The 14,211-nt window shown below is 37.7% G+C and carries 15 protein-coding genes; 8 read left to right on the forward strand and 7 right to left on the reverse strand.

Features of this window, described 5'->3' with window-relative positions; all coding sequences use genetic code 11:
- Nucleotides 1-24 precede the first annotated feature (24 nt).
- On the forward strand, nt 25-1,137 hold the full coding sequence (locus WH188_RS19105; protein WP_339424503.1) for a trypsin-like peptidase domain-containing protein: 1,113 nt from the start codon (nt 25-27) through the stop codon (nt 1,135-1,137).
- A gap of 70 nt (nt 1,138-1,207) precedes the next feature.
- On the opposite strand, the gene WH188_RS19110 is transcribed toward WH188_RS19105, so the two are convergent.
- Nucleotides 1,208-1,843, reverse strand: a complete 636-nt coding sequence (locus tag WH188_RS19110; RefSeq protein WP_132772521.1) for a peroxiredoxin — start codon at nt 1,841-1,843, stop codon at nt 1,208-1,210.
- 180 nt (nt 1,844-2,023) lie between these two features.
- Here WH188_RS19110 and WH188_RS19115 point away from each other — a divergent pair, with 180 nt between their 5' ends.
- Entirely contained in the window at nt 2,024-3,163 is a 1,140-nt protein-coding gene (locus WH188_RS19115; protein ID WP_132843885.1) for an acyl-CoA dehydrogenase, read from the forward strand.
- Between the two features lie 97 nt (nt 3,164-3,260).
- On the opposite strand, the gene WH188_RS19120 is transcribed toward WH188_RS19115, so the two are convergent.
- From WH188_RS19120 to proB, 3 genes are read right to left on the reverse strand one after another with little or no spacing between them, the layout of a single operon-like run.
- Entirely contained in the window at nt 3,261-3,659 is a 399-nt protein-coding gene (locus tag WH188_RS19120) for a hypothetical protein (RefSeq protein ID WP_168128313.1), read from the reverse strand.
- A gap of 1 nt (nt 3,660) precedes the next feature.
- Entirely contained in the window at nt 3,661-4,908 is a 1,248-nt protein-coding gene (locus WH188_RS19125; protein ID WP_339424504.1) for a glutamate-5-semialdehyde dehydrogenase, read from the reverse strand.
- Between the two features lies 1 nt (nt 4,909).
- Nucleotides 4,910-5,944 carry a glutamate 5-kinase gene (proB, locus tag WH188_RS19130; RefSeq protein ID WP_021192437.1) on the reverse strand — a complete coding sequence of 345 codons (1,035 nt, stop codon included), beginning with the start codon at nt 5,942-5,944 and terminating at the stop codon, nt 4,910-4,912.
- Nucleotides 5,945-6,106: 162 nt separating this feature from the next.
- Between proB and WH188_RS19135 the strand changes: the two genes are divergently transcribed.
- Nucleotides 6,107-6,529 (forward strand): hypothetical protein, encoded by a 423-nt coding sequence (locus WH188_RS19135; protein WP_315402768.1) that lies wholly within the window; start codon nt 6,107-6,109, stop codon nt 6,527-6,529.
- Between the two features lie 22 nt (nt 6,530-6,551).
- On the opposite strand, the gene uvrB is transcribed toward WH188_RS19135, so the two are convergent.
- Nucleotides 6,552-8,582 (reverse strand): excinuclease ABC subunit UvrB, encoded by a 2,031-nt coding sequence (gene uvrB / locus WH188_RS19140; protein ID WP_132772531.1) that lies wholly within the window; start codon nt 8,580-8,582, stop codon nt 6,552-6,554.
- 152 nt (nt 8,583-8,734) lie between these two features.
- On the opposite strand from uvrB, the gene upp reads away from it, so the two are divergent.
- The 4 genes from upp to WH188_RS19160 all read left to right on the forward strand — a co-directional run bounded on the left by upp (nt 8,735) and on the right by WH188_RS19160 (nt 11,295).
- Nucleotides 8,735-9,379: a uracil phosphoribosyltransferase gene (gene upp, locus WH188_RS19145; RefSeq protein ID WP_021190634.1), complete on the forward strand. Its 645-nt coding sequence runs from the start codon at nt 8,735-8,737 to the stop codon at nt 9,377-9,379.
- A 118-nt stretch (nt 9,380-9,497) separates the two neighbouring features.
- Nucleotides 9,498-9,971: a ribonuclease H-like YkuK family protein gene (locus tag WH188_RS19150; protein WP_021190635.1), complete on the forward strand. Its 474-nt coding sequence runs from the start codon at nt 9,498-9,500 to the stop codon at nt 9,969-9,971.
- 153 nt (nt 9,972-10,124) lie between these two features.
- Entirely contained in the window at nt 10,125-10,730 is a 606-nt protein-coding gene (pnuC, locus tag WH188_RS19155) for a nicotinamide riboside transporter PnuC (protein ID WP_168128316.1), read from the forward strand.
- A gap of 34 nt (nt 10,731-10,764) precedes the next feature.
- On the forward strand, nt 10,765-11,295 hold the full coding sequence (locus WH188_RS19160) for an ATP-binding protein (RefSeq protein ID WP_339424505.1): 531 nt from the start codon (nt 10,765-10,767) through the stop codon (nt 11,293-11,295).
- A gap of 286 nt (nt 11,296-11,581) precedes the next feature.
- On the opposite strand, the gene ahcY is transcribed toward WH188_RS19160, so the two are convergent.
- Nucleotides 11,582-12,898, reverse strand: coding sequence for an adenosylhomocysteinase (gene ahcY / locus WH188_RS19165; protein ID WP_168128318.1), 1,317 nt, complete (start codon nt 12,896-12,898; stop codon nt 11,582-11,584).
- 171 nt (nt 12,899-13,069) lie between these two features.
- On the opposite strand from ahcY, the gene WH188_RS19170 reads away from it, so the two are divergent.
- Nucleotides 13,070-13,480 (forward strand): BrxA/BrxB family bacilliredoxin, encoded by a 411-nt coding sequence (locus tag WH188_RS19170; RefSeq protein ID WP_021190642.1) that lies wholly within the window; start codon nt 13,070-13,072, stop codon nt 13,478-13,480.
- 110 nt (nt 13,481-13,590) lie between these two features.
- Here WH188_RS19170 and WH188_RS19175 read toward each other — a convergent pair whose 3' ends face one another.
- The gene (locus WH188_RS19175) at nt 13,591-14,187 is read right to left on the reverse strand and encodes a hypothetical protein (RefSeq protein WP_168128319.1); all 597 of its coding nucleotides are present in this window, start codon (nt 14,185-14,187) and stop codon (nt 13,591-13,593) included.
- Nucleotides 14,188-14,211: the final 24 nt, after the last annotated feature.

Consider the following 14,211-nt stretch of genomic DNA (forward strand, 5'->3'; position numbering starts at 1 on the left):
AAATTAGTATAACGAACAATGAGTATGATGAGTCAACAAGAGTTTTTTGAATTAGCAGATCGCTATCTCAGGGATGAAATGATAAAAGAAGAGCGTGCTTCTTTCCAATCTTTCTGTGCAGAAAACCCTTCTTTCTCGGCACAGCTAACGCAACACCGTCAATTTCTTGACAATCTTAAAGATACACAGTCACGTATTGATTTTAAACAGCAACTCGCACAGTCCGCTAAAAGTTATCACCAGTCGCATCAGCAGGCGAAAGTGATTCCGATGAAGCAAACAAAAGTAATCTCTTTATGGGAAAAATTGAAAGCAAGTTCATTAGTAGCTGCTTCGGTAGCCGTAGTTGCCGTATTTTCCACATTATGGATTTCAGGATATTATAAGAATATTGATAAAGCTAATACAGATTACAGTGCATTGAAGCGTGACATGAATAATGTGAAGAAAGATGTCAATGAACATAATGCTGCGCTGAAAAGTATTAATAATAAATCAACCAAAGCAAGTGAATCTTCTGTCAGTCAATATGGAGCTACAGGGTTTATGGTTTCAAATAATGGTTATGTCGTGACCAACTACCATGTTGTAAGCGGTGCAGATTCAATATACCTGCAAAATAATAAAGGGGAATCATACAAAGCACAGGTAATCCATTCGGACGCCAGCAATGATTTAGCGATACTACTAATTGAAGATGCGAACTTTAAAAGAGGCAAAACTTTACCATACACCTTTAAAACCGCAGCATCAGATTTAGGAGAAGATATTTATACGATAGGTTTCCCACGGGATGAGGCCGTGTACGGGCAAGGATATTTGAGTTCATCGACAGGATATGCCGGTGATACAATCGCTTATCAAATTTCAATCCCTGTTAACCCAGGTAACAGCGGTGGTCCAGTAATGGACACCAAAGGAAATGTTATCGGTATTATCTCCGGTAAACAAAGAGGGATTGATGGTGCCGGTTTTGCAATCAAAACAAAATCGATATTGAAAGCATTAGATGAAATACCTGCCGATTCATTGCAAGGGCAAGTAAAATTAAATAAGAAAAATATGCTCTCTGGTCTTTCAAGAACAGAGCAAATAAAAAGAATGCAAGATTATATATACATGGTGAAAGTATATTAATCATTTAAGACCCATAAAAAAAGGCATCAATTCAAATTGATGCCTTTTTTTATGAATAATATACTCCTAATTATAAATTAGGCTGTGGAGTTGTTCTTAAGTAAGGTTTGATTTCTTTAAAGCCTTTCGGGAACTTTGCAGGGATGTCTTCTGTTTTGATAGCAGGAACCACAATCACATCCTCTCCATGTTTCCAGTCCGCAGGTGTAGCTACAGAATAATCGGCAGTCAATTGTAAAGAATCAATAACACGTAATATTTCATCAAAATTACGACCGGTAGATGCAGGGTACGTTAGTGTTAATTTAATTTTTTTATCTGGCCCTATAATAAATACCGAACGTACTGTTACCGTTGCAGAAGCATTGGGGTGAATCATATCATACAATTCGGATACATGACGATCTTCGTCAGCAATAATCGGAAAATTAACAGTAGTATTCTGGGTTTCGTTGATATCCTGTATCCAATCCAAATGATCTTGAACAGGATCAACACTTAAAGCGATTGCTTTCACACCCCTTTTATCAAACTCCGATTTTAATTTCGCTGTCCGTCCAAGTTCAGTTGTACAAACAGGTGTATAATCAGAGGGGTGCGAAAAAAACACAACCCAGCTATCTTTAATAAACTCATGGAAATCAATATCTCCTATTGTCGTCTGCGCTTTAAAATTTGGCGCTTCATCTCCTAATCTTAAACTCATATCTTTCTTTTTTAAATTCGTAATACACTATATACTCTACAAATATAGTAGATTTTTATTCATAACAAAATCTAAGCTTTGTTTTTTACAAAAACCTTTTAAAAATTATTAAACTTTATTATGCAAGCATAATAATAAAATAAGTATATTTACTTACAAACCATTACCAATGTACACATTATGAATTTTGAATTAAACGAAGAATATAGCATGATTCAGGAAGCTGCTCGAGATTTCGCGCAACAGGATTTAAAACCGGGTGTCATAGAACGGGATGAGAAAGCACTATTCCCTTACGACCAGGTGAAGAAAATGGGTGAATTAGGATTTATGGGCATGATGGTCGACAGTAAGTATGGAGGTGCAGGGCTTGATGCATTAGCTTATACCTTGGTCTTGGAAGAAATTGCTAAAATCGACGCATCAGCTGCAGTGATCATGTCTGTTAATAATTCTCTCGTATGCTACGGCTTAGAAGCTTTCGGCACCGAAGAGCAAAAAGAAAAGTATTTAAGACCTTTAGCTTCTGGAGAAAAGCTAGGTGCTTTTGCCCTATCCGAACCTGAAGCGGGTTCAGATGCAACATCTCAGCACACAACAGCAATAGATCAAGGAGATCATTACCTTTTAAATGGCACTAAAAACTGGATCACAAATGGCGGTAATGCCGATATTTGCCTCATCATTGCACAGACGCATCCCGAAAAAGCACATCGTGGCATAAATGTACTGATTGTAGAAAAAGGGATGCCTGGTTTTACAATCGGACCAAAAGAGAATAAACTTGGCATCAGAAGCTCAGATACCCACTCACTCTTATTTACTGATGTTAAAGTCCCTAAAGAAAACCGCATAGGTGAAGATGGATTTGGATTCAAATTTGCCATGAAAACATTAGATGGAGGTAGAATTGGTATTGCGGCCCAAGCATTAGGTATCGCCGCAGGTGCTTATGAATTCGCTCTTGCTTATGCAAAAGAGCGAAAAACCTTTGGAAAACCAATTGCAGAGCATCAGGCTATTCAATTTAAACTCGCAGATATGGAAGTTGAAATAGAAGCCGCAAGACTATTGACATATAAAGCAGCATGGACAAAAGATCAAGGGTTGCCCTACAGCAAAGAAGCGGCAATGGCCAAACTACATGCTTCCGAAGTTGCGATGAAAACAAGTATTGAAGCCGTTCAGATCCATGGTGGATATGGCTATGTAAAAGAGTACCATGTAGAAAGATTGATGCGTGACGCAAAGATCACACAGATTTATGAAGGAACTTCTGAGATACAGCGATTAGTCATCGCTAGAGAGATACTAAAATAAAAAGATTCACAGGGCAACCGATCATGCCCTGTGAATCTTTTTATTTTCCTCTATTTTAAGGATAGCAGATTAAAAAGTGATCAAATTTTATCTGCCATTAAACAAGCTTACCATCTATTGTTGCTAAATAGCCATAATCTTCAAATGCAAAGCTAGAGGTTTCTTTCATTACATAATTTAATAACAACTTAGATCTTAGAAGTAAGATTTGCTGTTCTTGAACGTCCTTACTTTTCAAACCATCGTGCATCAGTACCAATGCTAATGGTCTTATCTGCTCCACTTCCAGATCTTCTTTCGCGTAGCTTAATAAAGCTTCATCAGTTACCGTCAAGAAAAATTGACGGCTTTTTTTAAAAAACTCATCGTAAGCTTTATCAAATACAATGGATGAAGGCTCATCAAAAACATGCTGTTCATCGACAAGTAATCTCAAAAACTTACCCATTTCATTTGTCCAATTCAACAATGAATTACTTTCAAATCTAATTCCCATACTATCTTATTTGTCCATTACCCGTTACATACCATTTTTCAGTCACTAATTTTTCTAAGGCAAAAGGTCCTCTAGCGTGAAGCTTTTGTGTAGAAATACCGATCTCAGCTCCTAAACCAAATTCTCCACCATCTGTAAATCGCGTGGAGGCATTGGCATACACTGCAGCGGCATCCACAGCATTCATAAATCGTTCCAATTTTTCCGAATCATTGGAGACAATACATTCTGAATGACGGGAGGAATAAGTAGCAATGTGCGTCAAAGCCTGTTCCAGTCCTTTTAATATTTTAATTGAACATTTAAGATCTAAAAATTCACGCCCAAAATCAACTTCATTTGCTTGTTGCAAATAAGGATATCCCAATCGCTCTAAAATAGCATAACTCCGTTCATCAGCAAAAACTTCCACCCGCTCCTTTTCAAAGGGAACGATAATTCCATCTAAAAATGAATCAGCAATCTCTTCATCTAATAATATCGTATCCAATGCATTGCAAACAGAAGGTCTGGATATTTTTGCGTTAGCAACAATAGCAACAGCCTTATCGATTGTTGCTGATTGCTCTACATAGGTATGACACACCCCAGCACCTGTTTCAATAACGGGAACTTTAGCATGCGCACGAACAAAATCAATCAATGATTGCGAGCCTCGGGGGATAATAATATCCACAAATTTTGTTGCCGTAAGTAATTCTTGTACAAATTTCCGGTCTGTTGGCAGTAATTGAACAATATTTGGGTTTAAATGATGCTGAATCAAAACTTTTTGAATGATCTCAACCAATATCTGATTTGTATGAAAAGCATCCGTGCCACCCCGCAACAGACAAACATTGCCCGAGCGAATACATAATGCAGCCACATCAATAGTCACATTCGGTCTAGACTCATATATAACCGCGACTACCCCCAAAGGAACTGCTTTCTTTTCCAACAATAAACCATTATCCAAAACCTGCTGGTTTAATAACTTTCCGGAAGGATCAGGAAGTTTAGCAACATCCAACACACTTTTTGCCAAAGCCTCTATCCTTTCGGCATTCAAAACCAACCGATCCCTTTTCGGATCATCTGCATCTAATAATTTCAGATCTTTTTCATTTTCAAATAGAATAGCAGTAACCCGTGCTCGCAATATCTCTGCCAGATCAGTTAAAATATGTGCTTTTGTATCTGAATCCAATTGATTTATATCCCTTGTTGCAGCCAATGCTGCTTCTAATTGCTCTGTGATATTTTCCATATTATAACAATACGATATCATCAGCATGTGCTAAGATAATATCTTTACGTTTTACATTCTTCATTAAATCGCCCATATCCCACTTAGATTTAGCAACAGCAATGATTTGATCATCTTCGTCAAAAATATGGAACACTTCACCTTCCTCAAACTGTTCAACACAGGTTTTAACACCAACAAGTAAGAGACTTTTTCGTTGCAAAAGTGCCTCTACAGCACCTCTATCAATAATTACTTTACCCTTAATTAAACTTCCACTTGCTAACCATTTATTGCGGGAAGAAACCTTTTTAGGTTGTGCCATGCAGATCGTACCCGTTTGACCTTCGATCGCTTTCAGCAAGGCATTTTCAGTTTGCATGCTAAAAATAACAGCCCGTATCCCCATCTGATTAGCCAACCGTGCAAAATTTAATTTTGACGTCATACCACCAAGACCGACAGAAGACTTATCTGTTCTTGCTAAAGAAAGTGCCGCCTTATCGATCACTTTTAATTCGGGGATAACTATTCCTTCCGAATCCATAACTCCGGGTACCGAAGTTGTAAATAAAATTTGCTCAGCACCAAAGCCAACTGCAATCAAAGTCGCCAACTCATCATTATCAGAAAATTTCAATTCTTTATTACTCACCACATCATTTTCATTGGCAATAGGAATAATGTTATTTTTCCATAAAGTTTCATAAGTATTTTTCAATTGCACAAATTGATTCCTATTTGCAAAATGCTGACGCTCACATAAACTTTGAGCTAAAGCAATTTTAAAGGGTCGAAAATAAGTACTATAAATTTGCAATAACAAAGGATTACCAATAGCTGCTGCAGCCTTTCTTTCTGACAAAGTCCCCGAATACCGTGTCAAAAACTTTTTTCCTGCCGCAACTGCTCCTGAAGAAACCAGAACGACATTATATTTCTGTTGTATTTGAGCAACCTGTCTTGCAATCTCCAATACGATCCGTTCATCTACCTCCCCGTCCGCTGTCGTAATAGAAGCTGAGCCAAACTTGATAACAACAATTGGCTTTTTCATATATTTTTTTGTGTTTATTTTGTTTAGGTAATTACTTATTCTTATAAAAATAAAGAAGCGTTTTGACAAAAGAAAGGTTTATGAAAAATTATCTACCAAAAAGGTATATTTTATATGGTACAATTTGTGTAGGAATACTCTCAATTCAAAACACCATCATATATGAATCGTTTACTTAACAGTATCATGGTTGCTTCGCTTTTGTTCGTTTCATGCCAACAAAAGAACAAGGAGGCTGCCCAATCCAAAGAAACAGCGACAGTGGGCGGTGATAAAGACAAGCACGGCTGTATCGCCAGTGCAGGATACACTTGGTCAACTTTAAAAGATAGCTGTGTTAGGCCTTTTGAACAGATACAATTGGATATCGTTAATAATTCAGATAGCTATGAAACAGCGGCATTTCTGATTATTGATGATAAGAAACATGCCGCAGAGGTTTTTCTAAAAGAAAGCCCAGAAAGCATTGTCTTAAAACACGTCAAAGAATATGAATATGAAAATCAGGATTACAAGTTAATTCAGGATCAGCATTGCTGGACATTAATTAAAGGCGACAAAACTTTATATAAAGAAAAAGAATAAAAAAAGGGCTTAAGCCCTTTTTTTATTTAAATCGTTCATCAAATATTTTCTCTAGGGAGAACATCTCATCTCTAAGTTTAGCGGCTTCTAAGAAGTCCATTTCTTTGGCTGCCTTTTCCATTTTCTTACGAACTGTATCGATCGCTTTTTTAAGCTCTTTCTCACCTAGGTATTGTAACACCGGATCTGCGGCAATGGCTACCGAAGGATCTGGCTCAACATATATCTTCGGCTCCAGTCCATTGAAATCAGCGACCGAGGTTTGCTCCATAATCTCCTCTTTAGTTTTTCCGACAGTTCGAGGCGTAATATGATGTTCTTCGTTATATTTCATTTGTTTCTCACGACGGCGGGTAGTCTCATCAATAGTAGCAGCCATACTATCTGTCATCCGATCTGCATACATGATCACACGCCCTTTGTCATTACGCGCAGCACGACCGATTGTCTGAATCAATGATCTCTGAGAACGCAAAAAACCTTCCTTATCAGCATCCAATATCGCGACTAATGTTACTTCAGGTAAATCAAGACCTTCCCTCAATAAGTTGACCCCTACCAGAACATCAAATTCACCAAGACGCAATCCTCTTAAAATTTCGACCCGTTCCAATGTCTTTACCTCAGAGTGAATATACCTAACTTTTATATGCAGCTTAGTCATATATTTGGTTAACTCTTCTGCCATACGCTTCGTCAACGTTGTCGCTAACACACGTCCACCGGCTTTAATGGCCTTATCTGCTTCCTCAAGGAAATCATCCACCTGATTAATCGCAGGATGAACTTCAATAATCGGATCTAACAACCCTGTCGGCCGTATAACTTGCTCAACAAAAACACCTTCCGTCTGCTGTAACTCGTAATCTCCCGGTGTTGCAGAAACATAAATCGTCTGATTCGTCAAAGATTCAAATTCAGGGAAATTCAAAGGCCTATTGTCAAGCGCTGCCGGTAACCTAAAACCATGTTCTACCAAAGCAATTTTTCTGGAACGGTCTCCACCATACATGGCCCGTAATTGCGGAATCGTTACATGACTTTCGTCTATAACAAGTAAATAATCTTCGGGAAAATAATCCAGTAAACAGAAAGGACGCATCCCAGGCTCACGACCATCAAAAAACCGCGAATAATTTTCAATTCCGGAACAATAGCCAAGCTCTCGCATCATCTCCAGATCGTAATTAACACGTTCTTCCAGACGTTTCGCTTCCAGCATCTTACCTTCCTCTTCCAACTGTGTTCTACGTTGCACCATCTCTTCTTGAATTGCCCAGATCGTTGAAGTAAACTTTTCCTTTGGTGTTACAAAGAGTGTTGCAGGAAAAAGAGCTAGATCTTCCATTCTACTTAAGGTCTTTCCTGTTACCGGATCGATTTCACTCAACTCATCAATCTCATCACCAAAAAATGATACGCGAATGGCAAAATCCAAATAGGCTGGGAAAATATCTACTGTATCTCCCTTTACACGAAAAGTACCTCTCTTAAATTCAGTCGTCGTACGCGCATACAAGATCTCAACCAAGCGATGCAAAAATGCGTTACGGGAAATCACTGTCCCAACAGCAAATCGAAAAATCGACTTGGAGAAATCTTCAGGATTACCCATACCATAAATACAGGAAACAGAAGATACAACAATAACATCACGCCTTCCCGACATCAGTGCCGTTGTAGTAGCAAGACGTAATTTCTCAATCTCTTCATTGATCGCTAAATCTTTCTCAATATACGTATTCGATGACGCGATAAAAGCTTCCGGCTGATAGTAGTCGTAGTAAGAGACAAAATAATTGACAGCATTGTCAGGAAAAAACTGCTTAAACTCTCCGTAAAGCTGAGCTGCTAATGTTTTATTATGGCTGAGTATTAAAGTCGGTTTCTGTGTTTGCTGAATCACATTCGCCACTGTAAACGTTTTTCCAGATCCAGTCACCCCTAAGAGGGTTTGGTATTGTTCTCCTTCGTTTAAACCCTGCACCAATTCTTTGATTGCAGTAGGTTGATCTCCAGTAGGCTTATATTCAGACGTAAGTTGGAACTTCATAAAATCTTATTCAAGTAATACAAATTTAATCAAAATAAATGAGGCATTTATATTATTCAATGAGTCTGCTATTCACAACTATTTTTCCGTTTAAACAAACAATAAGTAATAATATTTGTGTAAATTGGTATAATCACTAAAATCTACACGATATGCTCAATATCCTCAGCACACAGAACAGCATCGCAAATCAATACATTGCCGAACTACGTGATGTCAACATTCAGAAAGACCGCATGCGCTTCCGGCGCAATCTAGAACGCCTTGGGGAAATATTTGCCTATGAAATCAGTAAAACACTGACTTATGCACCTGTAGATGTAGAAACTCCATTGGGTGTTGCAAATACGCAGATGCTCCTTGATCAACCCGTTTTGGCAACTATTCTGCGAGCAGGATTACCCTTACATCAAGGTTTGTTGAATGTTTTCGATCACTCGGACAGTGCATTTATTGCGGCCTATCGTCACACCAAGAAAAGTGGTGAATTTGAAATCCATAAAGAATATGTAAACACCCCAAATCTGGATAACAAAATTGTCATTGTTGCCGATCCGATGCTAGCCACCGGAAAAAGCGCAGTACTATGCTGTAAGGATCTTTTAAATGATTATGCAATTAGAGAATTACATATTGTTATTGCCATCGCTTCCGAAGAAGGTATTAGACATGTGCAGGCATTCTTACCCAAAGCGACAATATGGGTCGGAGCAGTAGATAATGAACTGACAAGCAAAGCGTACATTGTACCCGGTTTAGGCGATGCGGGAGACCTTGCTTTTGGAAATAAGCATTAGTCTTTTAATAATTTAGTAGTAAAAACTTAATACAGAGAATCGCTCTTAACACATTATATATCAGTAAATTTAAACAACAAAATGAAATACGCACATACACAAACTAACTTATCTTTATATGACTTGGCAAAAATACAATGGCGAAAGCATCAAGACATCCATATGGGATGCTGTTGAAACCAACATCTTAAAAGAAATAGATCTAGGCAATAAGCTCAAAGTCTATATCGGGACAGATTCACAGATTAAAAGAGGAACTATTGATTTTGCAACCGTTATTGTTTTCCTCCGAGAACACCGAGGCGGATTTATGTTCGTACATAAAGATAAAAGAAATCACCTGATGGGCATTAAAGAACGGATGCTCCTCGAAGTTCAAAAATCCATCGACGTTGCTTATGCACTTTGTCCACTCCTAGAGCAATACCAAGTCGATTTGGAAGTCCATGCAGACATTAATACCAACCCTAATTTTCAATCTAATGTCGCATTAAAAGAAGCCATGGGTTACATTATGGGAATGGGTTTTGTGTTCAAGGCAAAACCAGAATCATTTGCCAGTACGACTTGTGCAAACAAGCAAGTACAATAAATGAAAATAGTGACTGAGCACCTTAAAGATCGTTCGATACGATAGCTCTAATAGTTCGCAATTCATCTTAAAGTGTTGATGTCCTAAAATTACTTTTGGACAAATGAACGGTTTTGCTAAATTCGTATCTTTACTTCTAAAGACATGAGAGCTATGCCAGCAATTATACAGCAGATTATACAACAATTTGCCCAGACGACCATGCTTGAATGGATCGGTACCATCACCGGTTTTTTATGTGTCTATCTCGCCGCTAAACAACATATCCTTAATTGGCCCATCAGCGTAATCAGTGTGGTGACCTATGGCTATATTTTCTATCATAGTAAATTATATGGGGACGCCGTATTACAACTCTATTTTTTAGTTACAGCCATTTATGGCTGGTATTATTGGTCAAAGAAAATCAGAGAAAACGATAAGCCTATTGTCTCCTTTACAAAACGTGAAATGCTGTTCACGATAATTACTATCGGAATCCTGACTGCTTTGCTTGGCACTTTTCTACAAAAGCTGACTGATTCAGACGTTCCATATGCAGATGGTTTTTGCACTGCCGTAAGCTTTGTTGCACAATTTTTAATGACACGAAAAGTACTGCAAAACTGGCTACTGTGGGTTTTTGTAGATATCTGTTATATTCCACTTTACTTACATAAAGGTTTATTGCTAACGGCGATTCTATATTTTGTATTTGCCGTGATTGCTTGGGGAGGCTATAGAGACTGGAAGTCCACTTATCGTACTTTTATGCAATAATGTCCAAACAAGATGCCTAACTTTATGCGCACAAATGAGTACATCAAATCCAGAATTAATGAAGATAGCTGTCGTTGGACCTGAATCAACAGGTAAATCAACGATTGCTCAGGCTATAGCAAGACATTTCAACACGGTTTGCGTTCCTGAATTTGCACGTGAATATTGTAAAAACTTGCATAATGAATACACCCTGCAAGATGAAGTTAATATGTATTATGGACAAATCGCGCTTGAAGACACTTTAATACCTTTAGCCTATAATAATATGTTGCTATGTGATACAACGATATTGACTGTCAAAATCTGGTGTGATCATCTCTTTGGTGATACACCTCCGGAAGTAAAAAACGAAATACAACAACGACCATATGACCTTTTCTTACTCATGGATATCGACCTACCATGGGAGGAAGATCCATTACGCGATTTCCCGGAGCAACGTGAACACTTTATGGAAGTGTGGAAACAGGAATTAAATCAACTCAATGCGCGATATGCCATTATTTCCGGATTAGGAGCTGAACGTTTTGAAAATGCACTTAAGGCGATTAAAAGCAAATAACTTTTTTGCCATTTGTATTAAACTGATATCGAAGCTCGTTTATAATTCATAGACTCCGGTTATAGAAATGTCAAAAGTAATATTGATCATAAAAAAGATTTTATCTTGGTAGCACCGCAAAATAAATCGTATTGTAACCTACAATAGGCTAGAGAAGAGCTACAAAAATCAATAGTTATCCATCCTCATGTCACAAAAGCTTTGGAATGGCAAAAAGAAATGAGATAAAAATAAGAAAGGCGATCTCTAATCAAGATCGCCTTTCTTATTTTTAACAAAGTGAATACTAGTAACGGTAAGCTTCCGCTTTAAACGGACCGTCAACTGTAACACCAATATAAGAAGCCTGCTCTTCAGTCAACACATCCAGTTCAACACCGATATGCGCTAAATGTAAACGAGCAACTTTCTCATCCAAATATTTTGGAAGTGTGTACACTTTATTCTCATAAGCAGCCGTATTCGTCCATAATTCCAATTGCGCTAACGTTTGGTTTGTGAACGAATTTGACATTACGAATGAAGGATGTCCCGTAGCACAGCCTAAATTCACTAATCTACCTTCTGCTAATAAAATGATATCAACACCGTCAATCGTATATTTATCAACCTGAGGTTTAATTTCAATTTTTGTATTACCATAGTTTTCATTTAACCAAGCAACATCAATTTCATTATCAAAGTGACCGATATTACAAACAACCGTTTTGTCTTTCATTGATTTGAAATGCTCAGGACGAACAATATCTTTATTACCTGTAGTCGTAACAACGATATTAGCTTCTTTAACAGCATCAGCAAATTTTTTCACTTCAAATCCTTCCATAGCTGCCTGTAAAGCACAGATAGGATCGATTTCAGTAACGATAACACGAACACCAGCAGAACGTAAAGACTCTGCAGAACCTTTTCCTACATCACCGTAACCCGCTACAACAGCAACTTTACCTGCCAACATCAAATCTGTTGCACGACGGATAGCATCCACTAAAGATTCGCGGCAACCATATTTATTATCAAATTTAGATTTTGTAACAGAATCATTAACATTGATAGCTGGTAAATGTAATGTCCCGTTCTTCATACGTTCGTATAAACGGTGAACACCAGTAGTTGTTTCTTCAGACAAACCTTTGATTTCAGCGATCAATTCTGGATATTTATCAAACACCATATTTGTTAAATCACCACCATCGTCTAAGATCATATTCAACGGTTGACGCTCTTCACCAAAGAATAATGTTTGCTCAATACACCAATTGAATTCTTCTTCGTTCATACCTTTCCAAGCATATACGGGAATCCCAGCAGCGGCAATGGCAGCAGCGGCGTGGTCTTGTGTAGAAAAGATATTACAAGATGACCAAGTCACATCAGCACCCAGTTCAACCAAAGTTTCAATTAAAACAGCTGTCTGAATAGTCATGTGAAGACAACCCGCAATACGCGCACCTTTTAAAGGTTTTGCGGCACCAAACTCAGCACGAAGGCTCATTAAACCCGGCATTTCAGCTTCCGCTAATTCTATTTCTTTACGGCCCCATTCAGCAAGGGTGATTTCCTTAACTTTGTATGGTACGTACGTACTTTCTACTGATGACATATATTATTCTTTTTAAGTTTTAAATTTATTAGCAAAAATACCATTCAATACCTTTAAATCAAAACGTTGAATTTGAAAGCTGTAAAATTCTGACATTGTTTTGAGACTAACGTCTTGACTTAGCTCCTAACAACACTTATATTTGTATGATTAAATTTAAAAAAGAAGATTATGTATCCAGAATATTTAGTAGAACCAATGCGTAAAGAGCTTACAGATGTAGGTTTCGAAGAATTAAAAACTGCTGAGCAAGTTGATGCGGCTATTGCTACAGAAGGAACTGTATTTGTGGTTGTAAACTCAGTATGTGGTTGTGCAGCGGCAAATGCTCGTCCTGCTGCTAAAGCGGCAGTAAAAAATGAAAAACATCCAACTAAATTTGTTACTGTTTTTGCTGGTATGGAAAAAGAAGCTGTTGATAAAGCTAGAAACTATATGTTGCCTTATCCTCCGTCTTCCCCTGCTATGGCATTATTCAAAGATGGCAAATTAGTTCATATGATAGAAAGACATATGATTGAAGGTCGCTCTGCCCAAATGATCGCTGATAATTTAGCAGCTGCATTTGACGAGTACTGTTAATCATTTATTTTGATTTTTGAAAAAGAAAAAGGCTGTTCGAGTTATTCGAATAGCCTTTTTTGATATTATCAAATCATTTGCTTTGCTCAAATGAGCCCTGCAGATTCAAATTAATTTCTTGGAATATAAGTCTTATTACCATTACTATTGATATAGTATTTGCCACCTTCTGGGCCAATATATACATCATGACCATTATACTTCTCTGAAGATAACTTGCCTGCAGTTGCTTTAGTAGGAGTTGCAGTCGATTTTTTCACCTTATTTGTTGAAGCTGTCACATTACTTTTAGCTTTCTCAGTTGATTTAATCGCTTTTTCAGATTCCGCTTTTGATAAAGCGCTTTCGTTCTTAACTGACTGCTTATTTACTTCCTTCGCTTTTATTGCTTCATCCTTCGCTTTTCCGGCAGCTTTAGTAGCTTTAACGGCATCTGATTTAGCGACCTTACTTTCTTTTTCAGCGACCTGTTTTGTACTTGCAGCATTCTCCTTTACTTTTTCCGAAGCTTTTACCGTTTTAATTGCGGAAACCTTCTCCTTTTTAGCTGTCTCTTTTGCTTTTACGGTATTATCCTTCACCGCTTTCTCTGTTTTTTTAACAGCCTTGTTTGGAGTAGTTTCTTGTGCAGTACTCATGGTAATACCAAACACAGAAACAAATGCAGCTAATGCTGCCATTTTTTTAAAATAATTTAAGGTATTCATAACCCAATATATTTAAGTGTAAAA

Origin of the sequence: Sphingobacterium sp. MYb388, assembly GCF_037479535.1 — a bacterium.
In the GTDB taxonomy this organism is placed as follows: domain Bacteria; phylum Bacteroidota; class Bacteroidia; order Sphingobacteriales; family Sphingobacteriaceae; genus Sphingobacterium; species Sphingobacterium anhuiense.

Excerpts from the sequence above, each read along its gene's own strand:
- WH188_RS19150 (WP_021190635.1), top strand. The coding sequence starts at position 9,498 with ATGACTTGGCAAAAATACAATGGCGAAAGCATCAAGACATCCATATGG.
- WH188_RS19135 (WP_315402768.1), top strand. The coding sequence starts at position 6,107 with ATGAATCGTTTACTTAACAGTATCATGGTTGCTTCGCTTTTGTTCGTT.
- upp (WP_021190634.1), top strand. The coding sequence starts at position 8,735 with ATGCTCAATATCCTCAGCACACAGAACAGCATCGCAAATCAATACATT.
- WH188_RS19160 (WP_339424505.1), top strand. The coding sequence starts at position 10,765 with ATGAGTACATCAAATCCAGAATTAATGAAGATAGCTGTCGTTGGACCT.
- uvrB (WP_132772531.1), bottom strand. The coding sequence starts at position 8,582 with ATGAAGTTCCAACTTACGTCTGAATATAAGCCTACTGGAGATCAACCT.
- WH188_RS19105 (WP_339424503.1), top strand. The coding sequence starts at position 25 with ATGATGAGTCAACAAGAGTTTTTTGAATTAGCAGATCGCTATCTCAGG.
- WH188_RS19110 (WP_132772521.1), bottom strand. The coding sequence starts at position 1,843 with ATGAGTTTAAGATTAGGAGATGAAGCGCCAAATTTTAAAGCGCAGACG.
- WH188_RS19175 (WP_168128319.1), bottom strand. The coding sequence starts at position 14,187 with ATGAATACCTTAAATTATTTTAAAAAAATGGCAGCATTAGCTGCATTT.
- WH188_RS19120 (WP_168128313.1), bottom strand. The coding sequence starts at position 3,659 with ATGGGAATTAGATTTGAAAGTAATTCATTGTTGAATTGGACAAATGAA.
- WH188_RS19125 (WP_339424504.1), bottom strand. The coding sequence starts at position 4,908 with ATGGAAAATATCACAGAGCAATTAGAAGCAGCATTGGCTGCAACAAGG.
- WH188_RS19170 (WP_021190642.1), top strand. The coding sequence starts at position 13,070 with ATGTATCCAGAATATTTAGTAGAACCAATGCGTAAAGAGCTTACAGAT.
- pnuC (WP_168128316.1), top strand. The coding sequence starts at position 10,125 with ATGCCAGCAATTATACAGCAGATTATACAACAATTTGCCCAGACGACC.
- proB (WP_021192437.1), bottom strand. The coding sequence starts at position 5,944 with ATGAAAAAGCCAATTGTTGTTATCAAGTTTGGCTCAGCTTCTATTACG.
- ahcY (WP_168128318.1), bottom strand. The coding sequence starts at position 12,898 with ATGTCATCAGTAGAAAGTACGTACGTACCATACAAAGTTAAGGAAATC.
- WH188_RS19115 (WP_132843885.1), top strand. The coding sequence starts at position 2,024 with ATGAATTTTGAATTAAACGAAGAATATAGCATGATTCAGGAAGCTGCT.